We start from the raw sequence: 26,618 nt of genomic DNA, 5'->3' as shown, positions 1-26,618 counted from the left end.
CTGCTATATACCGGTCGTACATCGTATAGGTAAGGTTAATTTCATTTTTTTTGAATAGCTCCGGGATCAAAAAATGATCTCTTAATTCTTGTGTCGTATATTTTTTTACATCTTCGGGATGATGTGCGTATCTAAATTCTGATTTTGTCATATTTTTTAAGTTTATAATTATGCAATCGATTACGCGATTGTAATGTTTTTTTTTAATTATTGGTGTTTCCTCAAATTTTTAAGCATTAAAATTTGGGAATTGCAACGTATACGAATGTTTTAATTATCAAATGAATTCTCTTCAAGGTAATAATTAGGTGGAGTTTCACTGTCCTGCTCTATACTGCTAATGAGAGAATACACTGTCTTAGAATGAATATTAAAGTAATATAAGCGACTTAATCCTTGGAGAGTTCTAAGGATTGCTTAAAGCCTATTACTTAAAATAATATACTGATTCTGAGAATTTAACATCTTGAGAATTCCTTATTTCCAACTGTGAACTATCTTTAATTTTGAGGTGTACTCTATCTAGCTCCCAGTTTTTACTGTAATGGATTTGTCCGGCAGTCTCAGCCTGGATAGAAACATCTTTCAGAGTTATATTTTCTACTAATGAACTATCGATTCCATTTACATTTATCGCCTGCTTGGCATTTTTCACTTTAATATTATAAAGGCTTATATCACGAAATTTGGGAATCCCCCTAGAAGCCGGTTCCACCCTCTTTAATAAAGTACGCCAGTGTTCGGGAACCTCATCAATATCATAATTTGCCGGTAATTTGGAATAACTATAACTCGGATTCCAGTTCATAGAAACCTCCATAAATGTTCCCACGCTATCCATTTTAATGTTTTCAATATATATATCTTCTACCGTTCCTCCTCTGGTCATGGCAGATTTGATATTTAAGCCATTGGAAGTTCCCAGACCCTCAATGTTAGAAACGTATACATGGCGAATATCTCCCGAAGTTTCACTTCCTATAGTAAATAATCCCGCACCTCTTCTGGCGATACAATCTCTAATCACCACATATTCTGTAGGTTTATCTACACGCAAGCCATCCCAATCACGACCCGCCTTTAAACAGAAATTATCGTCATTGCAATCTATATCGCAATTTTGAACCAGTATCCATTGTGAAGAATCGATGTCTATTCCATCGGTACTGGGGCCGTGTCCGCCAATATTGTTCCTTATGATGACTCCATCTACGGTAACATATTTGGAATAAAGTATCTGCACCGTCCAGAATCCTGCTCTTTGAATATTAAGATCTTTTAAAAATATATTTTCGGCATTGGAAATAAGAAAAGTTCTGGGGCGCTGAGCCTCATAGTCTACGATCCACCTTAATCCTTTTGGTTCGTATTCTTTGCGTAATTTCCAATAGTAATCCCAAAAGACCTTACCCTGACCATCTACCAGACCTTCTCCACTTATAGTTACATTTTTTTGATCTCTCACATTTATTAAAGCCGCGGGCCATTCTATTTCTATTCCGGCAATCCGGGTATCTATTAATGGGTAATCTTTAATATCTTCACTGCCTCTTATCTCAACCCCCTCATCAATTTTGAAATGAACACCTTCTTTAATAAAAACTGATCCTGTGAGGTATATACCAGGTTTAAACCTTACCATTCCACCGCCATTTTTAGCACATTCATCAATCGCTTTCTGAATAGCCTCCGTTGTTAATTGTGAACCGTCATCAACAGCTTCAAAATTATTCACATAATATGTGCTATCCTCGAATTGATATACTTTTGCCCCCACTTTTTTAACCCATTCTGGCCGGAAGCTATTATTTTCATTTTGCTGAAGAATTGAAGAATGTTCATTTTCTTGGTTTTTACAAGAGAAAATTAAAACTGAAGAAATTATGAATAATAAAAAATACCACTTCATTTTGAATTAAATTGAATTGTAATATGCACTGATTTTAATTTTATTGCATCCTGCACGTACATGTGAATAAAAAACCACCATTAAAAAATGGTGGTAAAACGTAAAATTTCACACTTATTAATTTCTACGTTTTTAAAGGTTTTTGAAAATATTTACTGAAAATTAAGAATAACACACCACAGGCTAACCAGGCCGGCAAGGTTAAAAACGAAAGAAATATATCAAATTGAACAGATATAAAGTAAAATACTCCGAAGCTTATCAACCAGGCCCAAAATACAGAAATATTGAAATTTGTCCCCGACTTTTCAGCATAAAAAGATTGTATTCCTATCTTTCTTCCGAAGAAATATTCAAAAACGATCACAGCTCCTATTGGCGCCAGAATAAATCCATATAAAGCTACAAAATCCAGTAAGCGCATGGCGAATGCCGGGAATAATCCGGCAATTGTTGCAATTGCTCCCGCCAGGATCGTAACCCAAAAGGTTGAAGCCTTCGGAAGGATCGCCTGGAAAGCTAAACCTGCTCTATAAATGGTTGGATTTGCGGTTGTCCATCCGGCTAATATCACCGCTATAATTCCAAAAAAACCGATAGCGTTATAGGCTAAAGGACCTGGTGCAACTGGTGGAGCCTGACCATTATTCAGGAAAAACTGAGCTTCAGGAGATCTTAAATAAACCGCGTACAAAAGACATGCTGCTATCCAAGCAATAAAATGCCCAACATACATTCCTGCTGCCGTTGTCCATCCCGTATTAGCCTTTTTGGCAAATCTAAAAACTGAGAGATCAGACATACCAATATGCATTGCGGCATTTGCAAACCATGACCATAAGAAAACATGCCAAAAAGTATATTTTATTTGTCCCGGAAACGGTTCACTACCATTCCCCCATATATTCCAAAAATCAGAAAAACTATTTACATTCAATTGAAACAGTGCTACAATACCACAAACTATAAAAGCCAAAACAATTATAGGGGACATCCAATTTGCCGCTTTGGCTACCGTTGAATATCCTCTCGCAGCGATAATTGATATAACGGTCCCTATTGAAAGTACGATAATAATCCACGTCAATCCATTTGGCATTGTATCTGTAAGCTGCGGCATTTCCATATCAAAAGGAATTCCTACTGCTGTAGCTGAAATAGTAATCATAGCACCGGCGAGGAAACAAAATAACATGCCATTCGCCAAATTATAAAAAGTAACTAATCGTTTCCCACATATCTTCTCCAGATGAAAATATAAGGTATATCTAAATTTAGTTCCAATTTCGGCAGTTAAAAAACGCCAACTCAATACGGCCATCAGGTTTCCTAAAATAAGACCTAAAATCAAATCCAAGGCACTTACACCGGTTGTAAGAAATAATGGCCCAATGACAAATTCTGTTCCAGCGGCATGCTCACCTGCATACATTCCAAGAAAGCTTTTCCAGCTTTTCCAGTGGGACTCGGGAACTGGTTCTCTCTCAAATTCACCTCCGGCTATTTCTTCTATTACAACTTCCTCTTGACTGTATAAGGCCATGCTAAAATTTATTTTAAATCAATTTTTAATAAGATGCTTCGGTAAGTCTTCTATTTTATCACAGCATAGTTGATCCATCACCTGTTGAAACTGAGTTTTAAGCATACTAATTGTATGTTCACCACCCTGATTGCCTAAGGCAGCTGCCCCGTACATAAACGATCTACCCATAAAAGTGAACTTTGCACCAGAGGCCATTGCCCTGGCAATATCAGGTCCAGACCTTAATCCGCTGTCCATCATGATCTCAATTTGATCACTATATTTTTCTACTATATTCTGAAGAGCGTGAATGGTTGATTGCCCGGCGTCTAACTGCCTTCCTCCATGATTAGAGACAATTACACCGTCGAAACCTAATCTAATGGCATCTTCGGTATCCTGTGCAGATGCCACTCCTTTAAGAACCAGTTTTCCCTTCCATTTGTCCCGAATAGGCTTGATCAATTCCTCATTCAAGCGACCCGAGAATGTTTTATCCATGAACTGTCCGAGTTGTTTCAAATTCAAGCCTTCAGGTGTATAAGGTTTCAAATTTTCAAAGGTTGGCTGTCCATATTTTAAAGTATTATAAGCCCAGGTAGGTTTTCCCAGAATTTGTAAAATGTTCTTAACCGACATTTTTGGAGGCAAAGCAAGACCATTCCTGATATCTCTTGGTCTGTATCCAAAAGTTGGAACATCACAAAGTAGAACGAGTACAGGACAACCGGCATCGCTAGCTCTGTTCAAAATATCATTCCTTACAGAATCTTCCACAGGATTATATAGTTGAAACCAGGCCTTCCCTTCGGTGAGGCGACTCGCCTCTTCAATATCCATCGTAGTTACGGTACTTAAAATAAAAGGAATATTATGCTTATATGCTGCTGAAGCCAGTATTTGAGGTGAATTTGGCCACATTAGACCCTGAAGTCCTACTGGAGAAATACCAAAAGGAGCATCGAACTCCATTCCCAAAACTTTGGTTTTTATGGAACTATTACCATAATTTCTTAAATATCTGGGTTGTAACTGTATTTCTCTAATTTCAGTGGTATTACGATTAATATTAACATCTTCATTACAGCCGCCATCCAAATATTCAAAAGCAAATGCGGGTACTCTTTCTTTAGCTCTTTGTCGAAGATCTTCTACTGAAGGATATTTGGAATTAACTGCCATTGTTATTTAATTATAAAGGGAACATGCTTTTGTAAAGAATAGTTTTTCTTTAAAAATTTTGAATTTAATTCCTTGTCTGAAATAGAAAGAGCGGCACCAAGAGCAGATCCCAATGAGGCTTTCGTTGTTCTTAAAGACATATTGCGCAGGTAATGTGATAATAAATGAATATAGACGTTGTTATCGGTAAAACCGCCGTCTACAAACAACTTATAATTCATGGTATTCCCTTCTATGGTTTTTATACTTTCAGCCTGTATCTTTACAAGCTCGATCATTAAATGATGGTAAGCCTGTTCCACATTATAATAGTTAATGGTAGTTTTAGAAGGCATGTTTTCAGTTTCCAAATTAAACCATCTGAACATAGGTTCGAAGTCTTTCGTGATCTCATAATAAATGTCATAATCGAAAACGATCTTTTTATGAAAATCCTTCGGAACATTGTAATGATCTGAAAGAAATTCTATTTGCTTTTTGAACTCGTTCCCCAGAAAAATCCTGGAAGCTTTAACCGCTTTCCCATTGATACGCATATAATTGATGCATCCTTTCTCTACTTCCTTTTTAGATAGTTTAGAATCAGAAAAAGGATTGAAAGAAATGCTCCAGGTCCCGGTTGAAACCAGAATAAAATTTTCTTTTATACTTCTCACATATGGAAGCAATGCAGCCGAACTATCATGGATGCCTACGCCAATTTTTATCCGTTTGCCATTATAGTTCATATTAAAACTTGTTTCAGTTGAAACAATAGGCGGTAAAATCAGGTAAATTTTCTCCTCGTATATCCAACGATGATAGTCTCTTTTCTTATAATCCCACATGGCTGTATGACAACCAATGCTGGTATATTCACTTATAGGAATTCCCGTAAAGATGTAACTAAGATATTGCGGCAGATGAAGGGAGTATTTTATTTTCTTAAAAACTTCCGGCTGGGTTTGTTTAAGCCAGTATAGCTGCATGCCTGAATTCAACATACCTGCTTTAGGCGATCCGGTTATTTGTTCAAAATCTTCTTCCGGACCATATTTTTTATAAAATGAATCTATCACTGAAGCATCTATATCTTTTGTATAATTATACAAAGGGGTAAGCACTTCATTATTTTCATCTAAATGCACTAAACTAGCGCCATAGGTTGAAAAGTTAATAGCAGAGATATCAAATCTTTCAGTTTTAAGGATATCGTTAAAAACTTTTCTCATCCAATTCTTCAGCGACTCCAGGTCTTCTGTAGGATATCCATCTTCATCAGTAATTTCACCTATCCTGATGTATTCCCGGTGAAGTTCCTGAAACTCTTCATCAAACAGAAAAAATTTCTTGTTCGTTTTTCCGATATCAAAAACAGCCGTTACCTTTCCCTGATTCATGATGATTTCTTTATAGACCCGTAGCCACGGTTTTACTACCTCTTTCCTGAATTAGATTCTTACGTACTTCAAAACTGCGATAAGCTTCCAGCGGATTTAAAGGTGCATCAGTTTTTAACCTTGCTGCCTGAAGTATAGATCTCACATCGGTACGATAAGCATCCTGTACAATTTCCTGACATTTCACAACATCATGTCTCAGTTGAGCTTCTCTAAGTTCTTTTTGATCTATCAGCAGCGCTTGTGTATAAGCTACAAGAATAGCTTCTATAGACTGAAGCAGATCTTCCAGCGGATCCTTGATATTATGACTTGCATCTATCATCCAGGCCAGTTCCGGATTATTTGGATTATTCTCCATTCCGTAAACCAATTCATTAAAAATCAGGAATAAGGCATATGGTTTAATAGATCCTACCGTAACATCATCATCTCCATACTTACTATCGTTGAAATGAAAACCACCAAGTTTACCTTTATACATAAGGGTAGCTACAATTTGCTCAATATTGGTATTTGGCAAATGATGACCAAGATCTACCAGCGTATATGCTTTTTCTCCGCAGGCATTTGCAAGCATAAAAGAAGTTCCCCAATCTTGTATGGTTGTACTATAAAAATTTGGCTCGTAAGGTTTATATTCAATGAACATTTTCCAGTCTGCAGGTAACGTATCATAGATACCTTTAAGACTATCCTGTGTGTTATCTAAAGCTCGTTGAAAATTTAACTGACCCGGAAAGCTCGCTCCGTCGGCTAACCAAACGGTTAGACTCTTAGATCCAAGCTCTTTTCCGATCTTGATTACTTCGCGATTGTGCTCTACAGCAAAATCCCTTATTTCTTTATCTGAATTGTTTAAAGAACCAAATTTGTAGCTCTTTTTAGCATCCTTCTGATCCTGGAACGTATTGGAGTTCATGGCATCAAAAGTGATCTCGTTGCTTTTTGCAATTTCCTTGATCGCCTTAATATCCTTCGGAATATCCCATGGAATATGAAGCGAAACAGAACCGGCAGATCTTGTAAGCGAATGCAATATTCCAACATCCTGAAGTTTTTGTTCCAGAGAAGACGGTTCACCTCCATAAGAAAAACGTCCAAAACGTGTTCCTCCGGCACCCAATGCCCAACTAGGAATAGCTACCTGGAAATCGTTAACTTTTTGTACGATCTGCTCTATATTGATCCCTTTTTGCTCCAGTTTACCGGAAACAAAATTGAATTCTTTTTGGAATGAATCCTTATATTTCCTGTTATGATCTGAAATATTATTCTTATCAATTTTCATAAATCACCTTAAGGTTAAGTATTAAAAAGGGATAGTCAATAACTGAGAATCCCTTTTAAATGTAAAAACAAACTATTATCTAACAAATGCGTTGGCCATTCCTCCATCAACATTAATGGTATTTCCAGTGCTTTTATCTAAAATTCCAACACAAGCAAATACTCCATTGGCGATATCTTCGGGAAGAATGATCTCCTGAAGAAGATTTCTTTTGGCGTAATGCTTCGGAAGGTCTTCAACCTTAATTCCGTGGGCTTTAGCGCGGCCTTCTGCCCATTCACCTTCCCATATCTTACTTCCTACGATCACTCCATCAGGATTTACCGTATTTACGCGAATATGATCCGGTCCAAGTTCAGCAGCAAGTAAACGGGTCATATGTTGCTGAGCCGCTTTGGCAGTTCCGTAACCTACGTTATTAGGTCCCGCAACCAGTCCGTTCTTGCTGGCTATATTTACGATATCGCCACCAAGCCCTTGTTGTTTCATAATTTCCACTCCTTTTTGAGCTATCAAGAATTGACCTTTTACCAAAATATTCTGAAGCAGGTCCCAATCTTTTTGAGTAGTGTCTTCTAATGATTTGGAAATGGCTAATCCCGCAGAATGCACGATGATATCTACTCCACCAAAAGCCAAGTTAGCTTTTTTATAGGCTGCATCAATAGAATCGGCTTTTGTGACATCACAAAGAGCTCCTTCCACCTGATCGCGTTTATAGGTAGCAACTGCTTCTTTTAAATTATCTTCATTAATATCTGTCAGGACCACATTGGCTCCTTCAGCTACTAATTTATCAGCTATTGCTTTACCAATCCCTCCACCAGCTCCGGTAACAAGTGCTACTCTTCTGGAAAGTGGTTTTTCAGCAGGCATACGCTGTAATTTAGCTTCTTCTAAAAGCCAGTATTCAATATCAAAGGCTTCCTGTCTTGGCAATGAGGTATATTCAGTAATGGCCTCAGCACCACGCATCACATTAATTGCATTCACATAAAATTCGCTGGCCACTCTTGCCGTTTGCTTATTCTTGGCAAAACTGAACATTCCAATTCCTGGATAAATAATGACCACCGGGTTTGGATCTCTCATCGCCGGGCTATTATCATGCTTGCAATTTTCGTAATAATCTTTATACTCCTTTCGATACTGTTCGAAATCTGGAGTTAATTTCCCTAAAACCTTTTCTGTTTCTGTAATATTTTCAGAAGTCTTCAGATTTAAAATCAGGGGTTGGATCTTTGTCCTTAGAAAATGGTCTGGACATGATGTTCCCATTGGGGCAAGCCTTTCCAGATCATTACTATTAATATATTGTAATACAGTATCGCTGTCGGTAAAATGTCCGATCATTTGATTTTCTGAAGACACCAATCCACGAAGTAAGGGCATCAGCTTGGCTGCTTTATCCTTTCTCTCCTCAGGAGGAAGGCTATCTAATTTCTGACCGCCGAAAACTTCTCCTTTTTCCTTGATCTTCTTGGCTATATATTCCGAAGCCGTTTCAATAACCTCCAGACTATTCATATAACAGTCATAAGAAGTATCTCCCCAAGTGAAAAGTCCGTGGCTACCAAGTACGATTCCTCGAATACCAGGGTTCTCCTCCAAACATTTTTCAAGTTGAAGTCCCAGATCAAAACCAGGTCTTTGCCATGAAACCCAGCCCATAGTGTCTCCCCAAATCTCCCTGGTTACTTTTTCACTATCTTTAGCAGCCGCAACCGCAATAAGAGCATCCGGATGTAAGTGATCTATATGTTCAAAAGGTAAGAGACCGTGCAATGGGGTATCTATAGAAGGAGCTTTACTATTTAGATCGTATATACAGTGGTTGAACAGGCCAACCATTCTATCTTCATCTGTAATTCCCTGATACACATTTTTAAGATCTCGCAATCTCTTAGTATATAATCCAGCAATACCCTCTCTAGTTAAAGTTCCAATATCACCACCAGAACCTTTTACCCACATAACCTCAACATCCTCATTGGTAAGCGGATCTTTTTCAATGGTCTTACAACTGGTGTTTCCACCGCCAAAATTAGTGATCCTTAAATCTGCCCCTAAAATATTGGAACGATATAAAAATAAGGCTACCTGGTCATTTGCTAATGAGGCTGCTTTCTGCTCGTCCCAGAGATAATCTACGTATTCGAACACTTTTTCCATATAAATTGTTAAAATTGTGTATTTATATCCAAATATAATCCCGAATTTTCGTTGCTCTATCCTGTGCTGTACTGCTTAAAAAAAGAATTAAAGAGGGTTAAAAAAAACAATATTATTAGTGTATTTTTACACACTTATCGGAAAATGGCAAAATACTTGTATTATTGAAAAATATGACACAAACAATTGAAATAAAGATCAATGAAGCTTCCAGGATACCCAAATATAAACAAATAGTGGACTCCATTATTCAGGATATCTCAAGAGGTAACCTTACTATTGGCCAAAAAATTCCTTCCATTAATGAGTTAAGTGAAACCTGCTACCTTTCCCGAGACACAGTTGAAAAAGCTTACAGGGTTCTTAAAGAGAAAAAGATCATAATTTCGGTTAAAGGCAAAGGATTTTATACTGCAAAAACTGACCTAATCAGCAAGATTAATGTTCTTTTTATGGTAAATAAACCCAGTTCATATAAAATGATGATTTACAATTCTTTTGTAAATTGCCTGGGAGTTAATGGACATGTAAATCTATCTATTTACCACTGTGATGAATCGCTATTTATCAAAGCACTGGAGAAGAATATGGGAGCGTTTAATTATTATGTGATCATGCCACATTTCAGGGATGAAAAATCCCATCATACCAGTGTTACACAAAAGGCACTCGATCAAATCGAAAAAATCCCGAAGGACAAGCTTATAATTTTAGATAATACGAAACCTGAGATTCATGGGGATTATGGATCTGTGTATCAGGATTTCAGTGGTGATATTTATGGCGCTTTACAGGAAGGTATAGAAAAATTAAGAAAATATGATAAACTCATTCTAGTATATCCCGATAAATCTGTGCATCCCTATCCAAAAAGAATTCTTTATGGATTTAGACAATTTTGTATTGAATATAATTTCGACTTCGAAATCCTTGACGAAATATATGAAGATATGGAGTTACAAAGCAAGGATGCCTATATTATTATAGAGGAAATGGATCTTGTTAATTTATTGAGGCAAATTCGCTCTAAAGGACTTATTATGGGCAAGGATATTGGAGTGATTTCTTATAATGAAACACCCTTAAAAGAATTATTAGGAATTACAGTTATAAGTACTGATTTTAAAGCGATGGGCGAAACCGCAGCTTATCTGGTGATGAAAAACAAAAAAGAAAAGGTGAAAAACGTTTTCAAATATATTGAAAGAAACTCTGTTTAAAATCTTAATTCTTTAACTTTTCATAACAGTACAGGATACATCTATACAAAAACTGTATTAGCTTAGACAGGATTATATTTGCAAATACCTGTTTTATGTCATTTTTAAAGAAAATTGTATTTGGTTGTTGTGGGATCTTTTTTCTATCTAATCCCTGCAAGGCCGAAATCAAACTACCCCCACTTGTAGGAAATCATATGGTTTTACAGCAAAATTCTGAAGTAAATCTTTGGGGTTGGGCCTCTCCAGATGAAAAAATAAAAATAGAACTCGGCTGGGAAGATGAAATCATCAATATAGTTGCCGATGCGAATGGAAATTGGAAAGTTCAGATTAATACACCAACAGCAGACAATAAGTCATATCAAATCAAATTAACAGGAGAGATTGCCATTACACTAAGTGATGTTAAACTGGGAGAAGTATGGATTTGCTCGGGCCAGTCAAATATGTACTTTACTTTAGGAAAACAGGGAGATTCCTGGAAGACAGGAGTAATGAATTATAAAGAAGATGTTAAGGCGGCAAATTACCCAAACATTAGGTTATTCACTGTTGAAGTAAACGCTTCCCAAACTCCGGAAAAAGATGTTGAAGGTTCCTGGCAATTATGTACACCTCAAAATGCCTATTATTTTTCGGCTGTTGCTTATTATTTTGGTCGAAGCCTTTATCAGGATCTAAAAGTCCCTATTGGTTTAATTTCTTCATCATGGGGAGGCACCAAAGCAGAATCGTGGACTTCTAAAGACATACTTCAGAAAAATCAAAATTTCCTCCCAATTCTTAAGCGTCATGCCGAAAAAGAAAAGAATTATTATGACAAATTAGAGCAGTATTATACTTCCATTCTCAGTAAATCGGATTTCCAAAAAGCTGTAGAAAAACCTTCCAGATGGGAAGAAAATAAAGATCCTTATGTTTTATACAACGCAATGATTCACCCACTGATTAATTATACAATTAAAGGAGCCATATGGTATCAGGGTGAAAGTAACGCAGATCGTGCCTACCAATATCGAACTCTTTTCCCGGCAATGATAGAAAACTGGAGAGATGTTTGGAATCAGGAGGATTTTCCATTTTATTTTGTTCAAATTGCTCCACATCGCAGTCAGAATCCCGAAATAAGGGAAGCTCAGTTAATTGCTTTTAAAGGAATGACTAATACTGGAATGGTAGTTACTACAGATATAGGGAATCCAACCGATATTCATCCCAGAAATAAAAAAACAGTTGGAGAACGTTTAAGTTATTGGGCTCTGGCCAAAACTTATAATAAAAAGGATATTAATTTTTCAGGCCCCATATATGATCATTTCGAAAAAAAAGGAAAGAAAATACAAATCTTCTTTAATTATGCCGAAAACGGATTAAAGGCTGAAGAAAAAGAATTAAGTGAATTTGAAATCGCTGGAACTGATCAAAAATTTTATTCTGCGAAAGCTGAAATAAAAAAGAATACAATAATAGTATCCTCTGAAAAAGTTAAAGATCCGGTAGCCGTAAGATTTGCCTGGAAGGCCAGTCCTAACCCAAATCTATATAATAGTGCAGGATTGCCTGCATCTCCTTTTCGAACAGACAACTGGCCAGGAGAAACCTATAACAAATTTTAGAACCTTATGAAAAATGCATTTATATATTTCTTGATTTTTCTTTCTACTTCAAGCGAGGTGCTTCTTGCCCAAAAGGAAGAAAAGAATTTCATTTTTGGAGATAGTTATATTAAGGAAAAGGGATCTTTAATAAAATCTCCCATCAAATTCAGTGAAAAAAATACCTATGGTTTCGATTTTGGAACCTCAAAAAAAGTAAGGATCAATACTCAAGATTTTACCGCAAACGAATCGGTCTATTTTTCTACCATTGTACCTGAAGGAAACTATAAAATTGAGGTTGTTCTTGGTTCTCCAACAAAATCGTCTGAAACTACCATCAAAGCTGAATCCAAGAGAATCATGAGAGATAGAATCAAGGTTGATAAAGGAGGTAGTCAAACAGAAGTATTTATAGTAAATATACGCAAACCCTCCATTGGGAACGGCGAAAATGTAAGCCTGAAAGATCGTGAAACTGATGATCTTGATTGGGACAATAAACTAACACTAGAATTTTCAGGAGATGTAGCTGTTCAGAAAATATGTGTCACTTCCGTAAATAATGTAAAAACTGTGTATTTGGCAGGGGATTCGACAATGACAGATCAGGATCTGGAACCATGGGCCTCATGGGGACAGGCAGTCACACAGTATTTTAATAATAAGGTCGCCATCTCAAACCATGCATTCTCTGGTGCCGCTCTTGTTTCCTTTAAAGGAAGAAAGCGACTGGAAAAAATTAAAAATCAAATACAATCAGGTGACTATCTGGTAATAGGTTTTGCCCATAACGATGAAAAACTAAAAGGACAAGGTATTGGCCCCTGGAAATCTTATACTAAGCTTTTAAAAGAATTTATGAGAGCAGCAAAAGAAAGAAATGCCAATCCAATTCTTATCACACCCACTCAGCGTAGGTCTTTCAATAACGATGGTAGCTTAAATCCAACACATGGTGATTATCCTGCTGCAATTAGGAAAGTCGCAGAGGAAATGAATGTACCCTTAATAGATCTAACCGTAATGACCACCAGAATGTATGAAAGCTGGGGAGATGAGAATTCCCGAAAAGCCTTTGTACAATATCCTGCGAACACTTTTCCAGGACAGGATAAAAAATTAGAAGATAATACACACTTTAATGGTTTTGGCGCTAATGAAATTGCCCTGGCATTTATACATGGTCTTAGAGAACAAAATTTACCACTTGCCAAATATTTGAATGAAAATGCACCAGATTATGATCCAGCACACCCAAATGAGCTATCAAGCTGGCAGGTCCCCTTAAGTCCAAGATTCGAAAATGCAAAACCAGATGGCAATTAATTTAAGTTTATGATAAAAATAAAATATTCTTCAATACAGCTAATTCTTCTTTTTGTATTAACAGGATTTTTCTTAGAGGCTCAGGAAACAAAAAAGATCATGCTTTCAGGTAAAGATTTTGAACATCAGGTAAAATGGGATTTTAAAGTTACTGATGGGCAGAACAGCGGAAAATGGAGTACGATAAACGTTCCATCCAACTGGGAACTGGAAGGGTTTGGAACATATACCTATGGAAGATGGTATAAAGAACTGGAACAGGATGAACCAAGTAAAGAAGAAGGTTTTTATAAATATCAATTCGAAGCTCCAAAAGAATATGCCGGGCAACGAGTAATTATCAAATTCGGTGGAGTAATGACCGATACAGAGGTTCGCATTAATGGTAAACTTGCCGGTTCCATCCATCAGGGTGGTTTCTATGAATTTCAGTACGATATTACCGACCTTATAAAATATGGTTCAGAAAATTTACTGGAAGTGCACGTATGGAAACACTCTGCAAATCTAACGGTAAATAATGCTGAACGTAAGGCGGACTGGTGGTTATTTGGAGGGATATACAGGCCGGTATGGCTTGAAATTTATCCTGAATCTCATATTTCTCATATTGCTGTAGATCCAGAGATGGATGGTACGTTAAGAGCAGAACTACTTCTGAAGAATGTTCCGAAGAATGCTGAAATAAAAGCCAGCCTACAACCGATCGGCGGTGAAGGATCCTTGAAAATCTTCAGTTTTCCGGTAGAACGCGGTTCAGAAAAAATCTCTATTGAAACAAAATGGAATAACATCCAGCCATGGGACCCAGAAGATCCAAACCTTTACAACTTAAAACTAAGCTTGGTAAGGGGAAGTAACGTATTGCACGAATTTACGCAGCGTATAGGTTTTCGCACGTTTGATTTCAGGAAAAAAGACGGGATTTATGTAAATGGTGAAAAAATAGTGATGAAGGGGATCAACCGTCACACCATCTGGCCAGAATCTGGAAGGAGCACCAGCAAGCGGATTAGTGTAATGGACGTAAACCTAATAAAGGACATGAACATGAATGCGGTGAGATTCCATTATCCTCCAGATGACCATTTTCTGGAAACCTGCGATTCTCTGGGGCTTTTTGTGCTGGATGAACTTGCGGGATGGCAAAATCCATATGATACGGCTACTGGAAAGAAATTAATAAAAGAAATGGTGCAGCGGGATGTCAATCATCCTTCCGTAATTATCTGGGATCAGGGAAACGAAGGTGGTTGGAATGAAGAACTGGATTCCATTTTTTCAGAATTTGACCCGCAGGACAGGATAGTCATTCATCCCTGGGCCGATTTTAATGGCTGGGATACCCACCACTACCCTACTTATCTTACCGGTGTACACAGGTTTGGCAATGGTGAAAATGTTTTTTTTCCAACCGAATTTATGCATGGCACCTATGACAACGGACATGGTGCCGGTCTTGCTGACTTCTGGGAGCACTACAGTGAAAGTCCGCTTTTTGCCGGAGGTTTTTTATGGGTTTTCAATGACTCGGCTGTGAGAAGAAGTGATTGGACAGGAGACCAAGTCTACGATTCCAAAGGTTCTCTTGCTCCAGATGGTATTCTTGGTCCCCATAGAGAGAAAGAAGGTAGCTTTTATACAGTTAAAGAAGTATGGGCACCTATTCAATTTGAGCCGCGGCAAATTACGAAAAGCTTTGACGGTTCTTTCCTCATCACCAATGATTATCTATTCACAAATCTTAATGAAATTGAACTGAAATACCAGGTAAAAAAAGCAGGAGAGGATACTTTCTATGAAAAAGATGAAACCGAAATTCTTTATTCCGGAGAAATTGATGTGCCGGATATCCAGCAAGGAGAAACACGCGCAATAAAAATTCCCCTGAAAGACAATTTCTTCGAAGGGGACTGGGTGGAAATCACCGGAACAGACAAACATGACCGTGAAATCTATACCTGGACATGGCCAATACACAGAGCACCATATTATGCTGAAAAATTTTTGCTGAAAGAAAAAATTTCAACAACTGCAAGTGTGGAAAAAAACCAGGATGAAGTTGTGCTTTCAGGCGGAAACATCATGGTAAAACTGAATGCTAAAACCGGGGAAATTCTTCAGATTAAAAATGGGCAAAATGAGATCCCTTTTCTTAACGGCCCCCGGCCCATTGGGATGAAAGCCGAAGTAGAAAAGGTGGAAACCCGCAAAGAAGGGGAAAATGCAGTGGCTTTGTTGAACTATAATGGCGGAATCCACACCATTAAATGGACTATGTTCCCAGATGGAAGATTGAAAATGGAGATGATTACTCTCAAAAATGCCGGTAGAAGCAGCGGCTTTGATGGTGCATTTTATGAAGGTGATATTGACAAATTTGGGATTACTTTCGATTTTCCAGAAGAGAAAATGGAAGGTATAAAATGGTTTGGCAAAGGCCCTTATCACGTATGGAAAAACCGGTTGCAGGGAACCGAATATAACATCTGGGAAAAAGATTATAATAACACCATAACCGGGGAGAGTTTTGAAAACCTTGTTTATCCTGAATTTAAAGGATATCATGCTAACTTTTTGGCAGCCAAAATAATTGCAGGGGAAAATACCTTCAGGATCTTCACCGAATCGGACAAATTATTTCTAAGACTGTTTACTCCCGATGAGCCTAAAAATGCATTCCCCGGCGCCCACCCACAACCCGAATTCCCGGAAGGTGATATTTCATTTATGTACGAAATTCCGGCAATGCGGGCTTTTAAACCATTGTCACACCAGGGCCCCAGCAGTCAGCCTACCAATATCAGGATTAAAAGCGGAGATGACGGCATTACTATGAATCTATGGTTTGACTTCAGAAACATTTCAGAATAAAATAAAATTGAAAACATGAAAATCTATAAACACGTTATAACTGCCCTTTTTGCTCTCGTTCTCCTAAGCTGTGGAGGTGCCGATTCCGAAGAAAAACCTACTGTATATATAGTTGGGGATTCCACCGTAAAAAATGGCAGTGGAAAAGGAGATGATGGCCTCTGGGGTTGGGGGGATTATATTGGGCAATTTCTGGACACCACCAAAATTAATGTGGAAAACCATGCCTTGGGAGGCACTAGCAGCCGTACTTTCCAGGCAAAGGGTTTATGGGAGCCGGTAAAAGATAGCTTAAAAGAAGGGGATTATGTACTAATCCAGTTTGGACATAATGATTCCGGGCCTTTGAATGACGATTTCAGGGCAAGGGGGACCATAAAAGGAACTGGCGAAGAAAGTAAGGAAATTGATAATATGCTCACCGGTGAACATGAGATTGTTCACAGCTATGGCTGGTATATTAGAAAAGTAATACAGGACGCGAGAGCAAAAGGGGCTATTCCCATTGTGATGTCGCCAATTCCCAGAAATGACTGGAAAAATGGTAAAGTCCCAAGAAATGATAATTCTTACGGTAGATGGGCTAAAAAGATTGCTGAAGAGGAAGAGGTCACTTTTATAAACCTGAATAATAAAATGGCTTCTGCAATGGAGAAGATGGGTGAAGATAATGTCACCGGTACTTATTTTTATAAAAGAGACCATACGCATACTTCAGCGAAAGGAGCAGTTCTAGCCGCTTTAAAAATTGCAGAAGGTTTAAAAGAAAGTGATAACGACCTTAAAAATTATCTTCTGGACGATCCACAAATTAAGCTTCCTAAGAAAAAAGGTGTGTATATCATAGGAGACTCTACCGTTGCTAGCAATAATGAAACATTAGTTGGCTGGGGCGTGCCAATTGAGACCTATTTTGATACCACAAGAGTAAACGTACATAACAAAGCACGTGGAGGGCGCAGCAGTCGCACGTTCCGGGGGGAAGGACTTTGGAAAGCGGTGGAAGATAGTTTAGATAAAGGTGATTTTTTACTGATCCAGTTTGGACATAATGATGGCGGTCATATTGATACCCCAAAATACAGAGGATCTCTAAAAGGCATGGGAGATGAAACACAGACGGTAGATTTTAAAAATGACAGTACCGAAGTGGTACATACCTATGGCTGGTATATGAAAAAGTATATTGAAGAAGCCGAAGCCAAAGGAGCTACTCCCATTGTTTTAAGCATGATACCCCGAAACATCTGGCATAGCAATAAGGTTGAACGTAACGACAACAGCTATGCAAAATGGGCCAAAGAAGCCGTACAGGAAGCGGGTGGATATTTTATAGACCTCAATGATTCTATTGCGAAGAGATATGAAGAAATGGGCCAGCAGCAAGTAAAAAAATATTTCCCTAAAGACCATACCCACACCAATATGGAAGGTGCGAAATTAAACGCCTTTATACTTGCTAAATCACTAAATCAGCTTAAAGGCAGCGGAATAAGAAGTTACATTCTTATACCAGAAAAAGAAACTGCAGAATAAGAAATACCTTCAATTATAACTATATGAATATTTTTTTCTTTTCCTTGATTAAAAAAGGTATTTATTTCATGCTATTCGGAGTATTGATATTAGTATTCTCTCCTCTTTCGGCACAGCAGTTTGAACGAAAAGAATTCAATTTTAATTTGGATTGGAAACTGAAGCAAGGTGACATTAATGGTGCTGAAAACCCAAAATTTAATGATAAAAACTGGAAAAAAGTAACGCTACCCCATGCATATAACCAGGAAGAAGCTTTTAAAAAATCAATTGAAGAACATTCTACTGGAATTGTCTGGTACCGCAAAAAATTTAAGCTTCCAGAAGATGCAGAAGATAAAAAAATATTTCTGGAGTTTGAGGGAATTCGCCAGGGTGGAGAGATCTTTCTAAATGGTGAAAAAATTGGTCTTCATGAGAATGGAGCAATGGCTTTTGGCCTGGATATTTCAGATCTTGTACAAACCGGAAATAAAGAAAATACCATCGCACTACGCATTGACAACAGCTGGGACTACCGGGAAAAAGAAACAAACGCGAAATACCGGTGGAATGATAAGAACTTTAACGCCAATTACGGCGGAATTCCTAAAAATGTGATGTTGCATATAACCAATAAAATTTATCAAACGCTGCCGCTATATTCTAATCTAAAAACCACCGGAACCTATATCTATCCTACAGAATTTAATATCCAGAATAAATCTGCAAGAATTAATGTAAAATCGCAGGTTAGGAATGAAAGCGATTCTCAAAAAGAGATTTACATGGAAGTTGAAGTAATGGATATGGAGGGGAACCGGGTTGCCAACTTTTCCACTGATCTTGTAAAACTGGCTTCCGGAGAAACAAAAATATTAAAAGCTGATAAAATGCTGGAGAACCTCCACTTTTGGAGCTGGGGTTATGGATACCTCTACGATGTGAATACAAAACTGAAAGAAGATGGAAAAACCATTGATAAAGTAACTACACGAACCGGTTTCAGAAAAACCGATTTTAAAGATGGAAAAATATGGCTTAATGACCGGGTGATCCAGGTTAAAGGTTATGCACAACGAACCAGCAATGAATGGCCTGCCCTTGGTATGTCGGTTCCTCCATGGATGAGTGATTTCAGCAATGGGATGATGGTAAAAGGAAATGCGAATTTAGTGCGATGGATGCACATTACTCCATGGAAACAGGATATTGAGTCTCTTGATCGTGTAGGATTGATGCAGGCAATGCCAGCAGGTGATTCTGAAGGGGATTCCCGTGGAGCTAACTGGAATCAAAGAACCAGTTTAATGCGTGATGCAATAATTTACAATCGAAATAATCCAAGTATTATTTTTTACGAATCTGGAAATGAAGCCATAAGTGAACCGCATATGCATGAAATGAAAAGCATACGGGACACCTATGATCCTTATGGGGGACGAGCTATTGGCTCCCGGGAAATGCTGGACAGCCGGGAAGCGGAATACGGTGGAGAAATGTTATACATCAACAAAAGTGCCCATATCCCAATGTGGGCTACAGAATATTCACGTGATGAAGGTTTGCGAAAGTATTGGGACGAATTTACCCCGCCTTTTCATAAAGAAGGTGATGGGCCACTATACAAAGGTGAGCTTGCAGAAGCATACAATCATAATCAGGATGCCCATGCTATTGAAGATATTATTAGATGGAACGATTATTTTGAAGCAAGACCTGGCACTGGAAAAAGAGTAAGTTCTGGAGGTGTAAATATTATTTTTTCCGATTCAAATACCCATCACCGGGGAGAAGGAAATTATCGTGGTAGTGGCGAAGTAGATCCCATGCGTGTTCCTAAGGATGGTTTTTTTGCGCACCAAGTCATGTGGGACGGCTGGGTTGATATTGAGAAGCATAGCTCACATATTATAGGTCACTGGAATTACAACAATACGATTGTTAAAAATGAATATGTAGTTTCCACAGGGGATAAGGTGGAGCTTTTCCTGAATGGGAAATCCTTAGGCTTCGGGAAGAAAAGCAATGGCTTTCTATTCACTTTTGATAATATTGTATTTAGACCGGGAACTTTAAAGGCAGTAAGTTATGACCCGGAAGGAAATGTTTTAAGTGAAACTGAAAAACAAACAGTCGGTGAACCGGTTGCTATTAAGTTAACTTCCCATGTATCTCCAACAGGATTTAAAGCAAATGGAGCTGATATTGCCCTTATAGATGTTGAGGTTGTAGATGCAGATGGAAACAGATGTCCAACAAATAATTCAGAAATCAATTTTCAAATTAGCGGAGAAGGTAAATGGCTTGGAGGAATCGGGTATGGTCCAGAAAATAACATTCTTTCGAAAGATCTGGCGGTAACAAACGGAGTAAACAGAGTTATGTTACAATCATCCACAAAAAGTGGTGATATTACTATTAAGGCAAAAGCAAAAGGATTAGAGGCAGCAAAAATTGAATTGGAGACGATTCCTTTTGAAACAAAGAATGGACTGGCAGAGAAGCTTCCCGGAAGTGGACTCCCATCAAATCTCGAAAGGGGTCCCACTCCGCTATCACATTCTTATACGGAAAAACGAAAGCAGGCATTTATAAAATCAGCCACTGCAGGGTCTAAAGAGGAGGAAGTTTATAAAAGTTATGATGATAATGAACGAAGTGAATGGACTAATGATGGAAATTTGAACAGCGGATGGATAGAATATGAACTTGCAGCTCCTACAACTCTTACCCAATGTGTTGTAAAATTTACAGGCTGGAGAACTAAAAGCTATCCCATTAGAATTAGTGCAAATGGAGAAGAATTATTTAAAGGAGATACAAATAGAAGCCTTGGATATATTACCCTTCCTTTAAAACCTGTAAAAACTCAAAATATTAAGATTGAGTTAATTGGAGCTAATTCTGAAGATGATGCCTTTAAAGATATTGTTGAAGTAAACCCTACAAAAGAGTTAGACCTTTATAAAGACCAGGAAGCAGCAAATGCTAAAGGACAGTTGAGAATTGTGGAAATTGAATTCTATGAATAAAATCTTCTTTATATTATTCCTTCTTTTTTATTTAAATAATGTTCAGAGTCAGGATATTTTAAAGACGTTTCAGATTTCAAGCAATAATAAAGCTTCTTCAATTCTTTATGACAAAACCGGAAGTTCTCTCGATTCTTTAACCGCCTATTTACTTGCTGAGGATATCAAGAAGATCACAGGCAGCCATCCTAAAGTTATTACCGAAAAGAAAGATGCCAAAGGTGATTTAATTATTATTGGAAATATTTCTTCACCGGTTATTTCTGAGTTTATCGATCTCAGTAAAATTCCTGAAAAATTTAAATCCCAGAAGGAAAGCTACTTATACAAGATTATTAAAAACCCTTCTTCCAATGGCAAAAAAACCTTTATCATTGCCGGAACAGATCCCCGCGGAACAGCCTTTGGCATATTTGAGCTTTCAAAAAACTTAGGGGTTTCCCCCTGGTACTGGTGGGCTGATGTGCCTGTAGAAAAGAAAAAAGAAATTACCATAGATGTGCCCGATTTTTATTCCGAAGAACCCGCTGTGGAATACCGCGGAATTTTTCTGAACGATGAAGACTGGGGCTTACAGCCCTGGGCGGCCAAAACTTTTGAACCGGAAACAGGGGACATAGGCCCTAAGACCTATGCCAAAATTTTCGAATTATTGTTACGTTTAAAGGCCAACACCATCTGGCCGGCCATGCATCCCAGTACAAAAGCATTTTTTTATTATCCTGGAAATGCCGAAATGGCCGAGAAGTATCATATAGTCGTTGGCAGTTCACATGCCGAACCTATGTTGAGGAATAATGTAGATGAATGGAACAAGGATTCTTTAGGCTCTTTTAATTATATCTCCAATAAAGAAAATGTCAATAATTACTGGGAAGAACGAGTAAAAGAAACCTCAAACCTGGATGCGTTATATACTGTTGGAATGCGCGGAATACATGACAGCGGAATGGAAGGTGTGGAAAGCACGGAAGAAGCCGCTGAAGTACTTTCCAATGTAATCAAAAACCAAAGAAATTTGCTAAAAAAGTATCATCAGGAGTATATTACAGAGATCCCTCAGGCATTTACGGTTTATAAAGAAGTACTGGAACTTTATGATTCGGGAATGGAACTACCTGAAGATATCACCATTATCTGGACAGATGATAATTACGGATATATTAGAAGATTAAGTAATGCCGCAGAACGCCAAAGATCTGGGGGCGGGGGTGTTTATTATCATGCTTCCTATTGGGGTCGTCCTCATGATTATCTCTGGCTGAGTTCAACACATCCGGGCCTGATTAGGGAAGAAATGATGAAAGCCTTTCATACTAAAAGTAAAAAGATCTGGATTCTAAATGTTGGAGATATTAAACCTGCAGAATACAATATTCAACTTTTTATGGATATGGCATATAACACCTCCGATTTTGAAGATCCGAGTTATGTAACTGAGCATATGCAAGATTTTTACACTTCAATATTTGGAAAATCGTCGGGAAAAGAGATCGCTGATTTAAAACTAAAATATTTCAATCTGGCATATGAACGAAAACCTGAATTTATGGGCTGGAGCCAGACAGAGCCCACTACAAAAATTAATACTACGGCATATACCCCTTTTTCTTGGGGAGATGAGGTTAACACTCGCATGGATGAATATAGTAAACTTGCAGAAAAAGCACAATCAATTGGCTCGACAATAGATAGTAATTTAAAAGACGCTTATTTTGAACTGGTAGAATATCCCGTAAAAGGAGCAGCATTCATGAATAAAAAATTTCTCTATCGTGATCTCGCGATTAAGTATAGTGGCCAAAATCGTTTAAATTCGAAGAAATTTAGCCAGTTTTCCTCTAATTCTTATGATAGTATTGTCGCGCTTACTGAAAAATATAATACAAAAATATTAAACGGGAAATGGAATGGAATTATCGATATGATGCCCAGGAGACTACCGGTTTATAAGAATCCCGAAATAGATTTAAATAAAAACTATAATACTCCCTTAGCCTCAATCGCTGTAGAAAATCAAAAAGATGGTGGCATAGAGATTCCTTCCTTTTATAAAAATGATACTATTTCTCATTTTTTCGATATTTATCTTAGGAGTGAAAAAGAAGCTAATTGGTCAATAAAAAAACCAGAATGGATAGAGACAAATAAAACAGCGGGAACATTGGTTCCTTCTCAAGCTTCGGAAAGAATTGATATTAAAGTTAATTGGAAGAAATGGAATAATGCTGGAAATCCTGAAGACTCATCAATCGATTTAAATTTAAATAACCAAAAGCTTTCTTTGACATTAAAAGTCGTTTCCTATGATTTAAAACCTTCTGAAAAGAACATATTCATAGAAAAAAATAATGTGGTTTCAATTTACGCAGAAAATTTTACCACAAAACATGATTCAGAAATTTTCAGATGGAAAAAAATTTCCGGTTTGGGATATTCAAACTCCTTAATGCAGGCTTTCCCTTTTGTTGGAGAGCCTATTGATACTATGCAGCTTGCATGCCAGGCTCCCTATCTTGAATATGAAATTCATACTGAAAATGCTGTAAATTCAGCAAAGCTTGTGCTCAATGCCTTACCTACCCATCCATTAACGAATAATCATAGCGTGCGCATAGGCATTCAGTGGAATGACAATCCTATCCAAATCATTGATTTCAAAACTTACGGAAGAAGCGAGGAATGGAAACAAAATGTTTTAAGAAATCTGGCCCGTAAAGAACTTACGGTAAATGTAAAAAAAGGAAAGCAGACCTTAAAAATTTATATGATTGATCAGGGTGTAGCGCTTGATTTTATTTATCTAAAAACTAAGAGTTTATCGTTGCCTTATAGTTTGCTACCAGAGACCAAATTATAATATTGGGTATCTTTTGGTTCCTCATATTTAGTAAAAATTATAGGAATAAAGCTTTCAAAAGCTAAAATCCCAGGTCTCCTCCATACCATCAACAGATATTTTTATCACGCCACTTTTATAAATGCTTTTTAAAAAAGGACTCATAAACGTTGTTGAGGGGGCATAATCAATATATTTTTCGTTTACTTTAGGTATTTCGTTATTAGCCGCATTAAAATAGAATTTCGGAGATTCCTTTGTTCCTTCGCCATATATTAAGATATACCAGCCAGGAGCAACTGTTTTTCTTAATTCTAAATGCTTTTGTAAAATATATGCTTCAAAAGCATCCATATTCGGAAATTCACTTTTTGTTCCTGATTCCATAATTACAGGACTGTACCTGTCCTTAAATTTGATAAAGTCCTTTTCCGGATCCCATTCGTAGGTATCTTCCCTGATTAATGACGAAAGACTATCCCTACCCGTTCCTCCCCAGGTTTTCGGATTAAATTCATATTCTCCCATTAAAACCTTTAATGCAACGTAAGCATTACCTTCCTTTACAAAAATCCATCCTTTACGCTCTTTAATTTTATCGAAATTTCCGTGGAACCAAACTCCAAATTCCCTTTCGTAAATATCTTTTGAAGGATACCAGCTAGGCTGCTGTTGCATCCATCTCCTGTTCTGCTGGGTAATAAGAATATTTTCAGACTGCACGCTTCTATAAAAAGCATCTGTCCTCTCCCATTTTAAAGGATCAGAACTATCCAAACCTACAGGTGAAATAAAAGCTTGAAAATCGGAAGCAAACGATATTCCCTGCCATCTATTTTGGGCACTTAAATGACTCTCAAGAGCTAAAGGATGGTCCATCTGTGTTCCCAGAATATAATCTGGGGTTACCCAGCTATATCTATGAAACCTCGCTTCAGTATCAATAGTCATTGTTCTTTCCAAACCATCTGGTCTAGGCTGTAATTCTGGTTGTTCTTCCCCTGGTTTTCGGGAGCTATAAGCATATTCACCTTTTCCTTTTTGATCCAAAGCCAATCGCCATACAATTTCCGGCCAATCATAATTACTCTGGACTTGAGCATACCATTCCTCTGTAGCATCAGCCGGACCTCCCAGGTAAAATCGTGATGCCTCCCACATGGGCGGGAACCCGTTAGAACCCCAACGGGTTTTAGCTCCCCCTCGAACAGCACCTAATTGATCCTGTGTCCATTCGGCCCATATTAAATCCAGAAACATGCCCATTCGTTTCTTCAGAGTTTCGTTATTACTGAAATCATAAATATTCATTAGGAATGGGATTGTATGCTTCATGTATTTTGGAGAGGCAACCTCAAGAAAGAATCCTTTTCGTGCTCTTTCTGTAATATATTCATTCCAGAATTTCAGCCATTCATTATAATGATCTGCGGCTGTATACTCTTTTCCATCTGCCCAGTCAGCATTGCCCTCTGGACCCTTATTTGTTGAATTTGCATACATCTGGTGAAACCAGTAACTACTCCCTCCACCTTTTCCTTTATCGGGATAAATGCGCTGAGCATATTTAGGTTCATTCATAAATATCTGAGAGGTTAGCAGAGCTGCCACTTTTGAATTAATATCATGATTTTCGCTTCCTATAAGCCACCATGTACTTTTTCTTGCCAGATGGATATCGTTGATATTTACCATTTTCTCCCATAACAATATAAGTAAGGCTTCTTCGGTCTCTTTCTCTAGCCTTCCTGGATAAACCTTGCTTTTTGAACTGAAATTAAAGTACATACGAATTAGCATAGATTTTAGGGATAAACTCCAGTCATCGTGAATTGAATACTGTCTTTGTACCTGCGGATTTTCAGTTGTTAATATTTCTTGAAGAGAGCGATTAACTTCTTTCAAATCTTCTCCCATCCATAGTTTAGCAAAATGTTTATTCAGTTTATTCTCTGATCCCTCTGTTTTGGCTAGCTCGAATGCCTGTTTTACACGTTGCTCACGCGTGGCTTTAGCTTCCCCAATTCTTTGCTCAAGTGGTTTATCTGTTATTCCAATAGTAGGCCCCCTATTTCCCGATGAGAATCTCACATCATCAAACCAGATTTGTAAGCCGGGTTTAAATTCACCTTCAAGTTGTATAGCACTCACCTGTTCCCAATTGAAACTTTTAGAAGCTTTCAGCGTGTTTAAAGGAATGTCTATTTCCTGCCATTTTTGACTGGTTAAGTTATCAATACGAGCTATCCCACGATTGCCCAGTGAGTCTACCAGAAGAATTAATAATTCGTGGGGGGCTGATTCTCCATTAATTTTTAACCACATTTTTAATTGATGCTGTGGTGTTATCCCCCAATTCTTTAAAAACTGGCCTGGTGTAAAACCGATAACTCCAGTATAAATATCATTTCTTATAGTATAGTGGATACTGAAATCTCCCTGTTTAGCATCCGTATAATCGTAAATATCACTCCTCCATCTTTTAACCGGTTGAAGGTTTTGTCCTTTTGAAGCGATGCTGAAAAGCCAGCCTGTTTCATGTGGATGATCAATTCGTTTAGAAGGTTTTTCGTTATAAGTCTGACTAAAGCAAGAGTGAACGGCAAACATTACTATAATATAAAATAGTGATTTTAAGATCCTTAGTGAAAGATTCATCTTTATACTTTTTAATTATATAAAAAAATGCGAAAACGACTATATACTGTTGAAACAATGTCTTATTTTTTATAGAACTTCCAGTTTATTTT

Annotated in this window: 14 protein-coding genes and 1 pseudogene; 7 read left to right on the top strand and 8 right to left on the bottom strand. The window is 37.6% G+C overall.

Annotated features, from left to right (window positions below):
* The 7 genes and pseudogenes from DHD80_RS14680 to DHD80_RS14650 form a co-directional block, all read right to left on the bottom strand.
* Positions 1-151: pseudogene (locus DHD80_RS14680) on the bottom strand (5-dehydro-4-deoxy-D-glucuronate isomerase); the annotation flags it as partial.
* Between the two features lie 276 nt (positions 152-427).
* Positions 428-1,909: a glycoside hydrolase family 28 protein gene (locus DHD80_RS14675; protein WP_251742208.1), complete on the bottom strand. Its 1,482-nt coding sequence runs from the start codon at positions 1,907-1,909 to the stop codon at positions 428-430.
* A gap of 124 nt (positions 1,910-2,033) precedes the next feature.
* Positions 2,034-3,452, bottom strand: coding sequence for a hypothetical protein (locus DHD80_RS14670; RefSeq protein WP_251742207.1), 1,419 nt, complete (start codon positions 3,450-3,452; stop codon positions 2,034-2,036).
* Positions 3,453-3,470: 18 nt separating this feature from the next.
* Entirely contained in the window at positions 3,471-4,622 is a 1,152-nt protein-coding gene (locus DHD80_RS14665) for an alpha-hydroxy acid oxidase (protein WP_251742212.1), read from the bottom strand.
* Positions 4,619-5,995, bottom strand: a complete 1,377-nt coding sequence (locus tag DHD80_RS14660; protein ID WP_251742206.1) for an FGGY family carbohydrate kinase — start codon at positions 5,993-5,995, stop codon at positions 4,619-4,621. The genes DHD80_RS14665 and DHD80_RS14660 overlap by 4 nt, the downstream gene beginning before the upstream one ends.
* Before the next feature lie 10 nt (positions 5,996-6,005).
* Positions 6,006-7,286: an L-rhamnose isomerase gene (locus DHD80_RS14655; RefSeq protein ID WP_251742205.1), complete on the bottom strand. Its 1,281-nt coding sequence runs from the start codon at positions 7,284-7,286 to the stop codon at positions 6,006-6,008.
* Positions 7,287-7,361: 75 nt separating this feature from the next.
* Positions 7,362-9,458, bottom strand: a complete 2,097-nt coding sequence (locus tag DHD80_RS14650) for a bifunctional aldolase/short-chain dehydrogenase (protein WP_251742204.1) — start codon at positions 9,456-9,458, stop codon at positions 7,362-7,364.
* A gap of 173 nt (positions 9,459-9,631) precedes the next feature.
* Here DHD80_RS14650 and DHD80_RS14645 point away from each other — a divergent pair, with 173 nt between their 5' ends.
* The 7 genes from DHD80_RS14645 to DHD80_RS14615 all read left to right on the top strand — a co-directional run bounded on the left by DHD80_RS14645 (position 9,632) and on the right by DHD80_RS14615 (position 23,889).
* A complete protein-coding gene (locus tag DHD80_RS14645) occupies positions 9,632-10,678 on the top strand; it encodes a GntR family transcriptional regulator (protein WP_251742203.1) in 1,047 nt (348 codons plus the stop codon).
* A gap of 95 nt (positions 10,679-10,773) precedes the next feature.
* Entirely contained in the window at positions 10,774-12,297 is a 1,524-nt protein-coding gene (locus tag DHD80_RS14640; protein ID WP_251742202.1) for a sialate O-acetylesterase, read from the top strand.
* Between the two features lie 6 nt (positions 12,298-12,303).
* The gene (locus tag DHD80_RS14635) at positions 12,304-13,605 is read left to right on the top strand and encodes a rhamnogalacturonan acetylesterase (RefSeq protein ID WP_251742201.1); all 1,302 of its coding nucleotides are present in this window, start codon (positions 12,304-12,306) and stop codon (positions 13,603-13,605) included.
* A 9-nt stretch (positions 13,606-13,614) separates the two neighbouring features.
* Positions 13,615-16,479 (top strand): glycoside hydrolase family 2 TIM barrel-domain containing protein, encoded by a 2,865-nt coding sequence (locus tag DHD80_RS14630; RefSeq protein WP_251742200.1) that lies wholly within the window; start codon positions 13,615-13,617, stop codon positions 16,477-16,479.
* Positions 16,480-16,494: 15 nt separating this feature from the next.
* Positions 16,495-18,015, top strand: coding sequence for a rhamnogalacturonan acetylesterase (locus DHD80_RS14625; RefSeq protein WP_251742199.1), 1,521 nt, complete (start codon positions 16,495-16,497; stop codon positions 18,013-18,015).
* A 68-nt stretch (positions 18,016-18,083) separates the two neighbouring features.
* Entirely contained in the window at positions 18,084-21,029 is a 2,946-nt protein-coding gene (locus DHD80_RS14620) for a sugar-binding domain-containing protein (RefSeq protein WP_251742198.1), read from the top strand.
* Positions 21,022-23,889 carry a glycosyl hydrolase 115 family protein gene (locus tag DHD80_RS14615; protein ID WP_251742197.1) on the top strand — a complete coding sequence of 956 codons (2,868 nt, stop codon included), beginning with the start codon at positions 21,022-21,024 and terminating at the stop codon, positions 23,887-23,889. The genes DHD80_RS14620 and DHD80_RS14615 overlap by 8 nt, the downstream gene beginning before the upstream one ends.
* 54 nt (positions 23,890-23,943) lie before the next feature.
* On the opposite strand, the gene DHD80_RS14610 is transcribed toward DHD80_RS14615, so the two are convergent.
* On the bottom strand, positions 23,944-26,526 hold the full coding sequence (locus tag DHD80_RS14610; RefSeq protein ID WP_251742196.1) for a hypothetical protein: 2,583 nt from the start codon (positions 26,524-26,526) through the stop codon (positions 23,944-23,946).
* Positions 26,527-26,618: the final 92 nt, after the last annotated feature.

Source organism: Gramella sp. AN32, assembly GCF_023718305.1.
In the GTDB taxonomy this organism is placed as follows: Bacteria; Bacteroidota; Bacteroidia; order Flavobacteriales; family Flavobacteriaceae; genus Christiangramia; species Christiangramia antarctica.
This window is presented reverse-complemented; position numbering and strand designations above follow the sequence as displayed.

Excerpts from the sequence above, each read along its gene's own strand:
- DHD80_RS14675 (WP_251742208.1), bottom strand. The coding sequence starts at position 1,909 with ATGAAGTGGTATTTTTTATTATTCATAATTTCTTCAGTTTTAATTTTC.
- DHD80_RS14670 (WP_251742207.1), bottom strand. The coding sequence starts at position 3,452 with ATGGCCTTATACAGTCAAGAGGAAGTTGTAATAGAAGAAATAGCCGGA.
- DHD80_RS14660 (WP_251742206.1), bottom strand. The coding sequence starts at position 5,995 with ATGAATCAGGGAAAGGTAACGGCTGTTTTTGATATCGGAAAAACGAAC.
- DHD80_RS14655 (WP_251742205.1), bottom strand. The coding sequence starts at position 7,286 with ATGAAAATTGATAAGAATAATATTTCAGATCATAACAGGAAATATAAG.
- DHD80_RS14650 (WP_251742204.1), bottom strand. The coding sequence starts at position 9,458 with ATGGAAAAAGTGTTCGAATACGTAGATTATCTCTGGGACGAGCAGAAA.
- DHD80_RS14645 (WP_251742203.1), top strand. The coding sequence starts at position 9,632 with ATGACACAAACAATTGAAATAAAGATCAATGAAGCTTCCAGGATACCC.
- DHD80_RS14640 (WP_251742202.1), top strand. The coding sequence starts at position 10,774 with ATGTCATTTTTAAAGAAAATTGTATTTGGTTGTTGTGGGATCTTTTTT.
- DHD80_RS14635 (WP_251742201.1), top strand. The coding sequence starts at position 12,304 with ATGAAAAATGCATTTATATATTTCTTGATTTTTCTTTCTACTTCAAGC.
- DHD80_RS14630 (WP_251742200.1), top strand. The coding sequence starts at position 13,615 with ATGATAAAAATAAAATATTCTTCAATACAGCTAATTCTTCTTTTTGTA.
- DHD80_RS14625 (WP_251742199.1), top strand. The coding sequence starts at position 16,495 with ATGAAAATCTATAAACACGTTATAACTGCCCTTTTTGCTCTCGTTCTC.
- DHD80_RS14620 (WP_251742198.1), top strand. The coding sequence starts at position 18,084 with ATGCTATTCGGAGTATTGATATTAGTATTCTCTCCTCTTTCGGCACAG.
- DHD80_RS14615 (WP_251742197.1), top strand. The coding sequence starts at position 21,022 with ATGAATAAAATCTTCTTTATATTATTCCTTCTTTTTTATTTAAATAAT.
- DHD80_RS14610 (WP_251742196.1), bottom strand. The coding sequence starts at position 26,526 with ATGAATCTTTCACTAAGGATCTTAAAATCACTATTTTATATTATAGTA.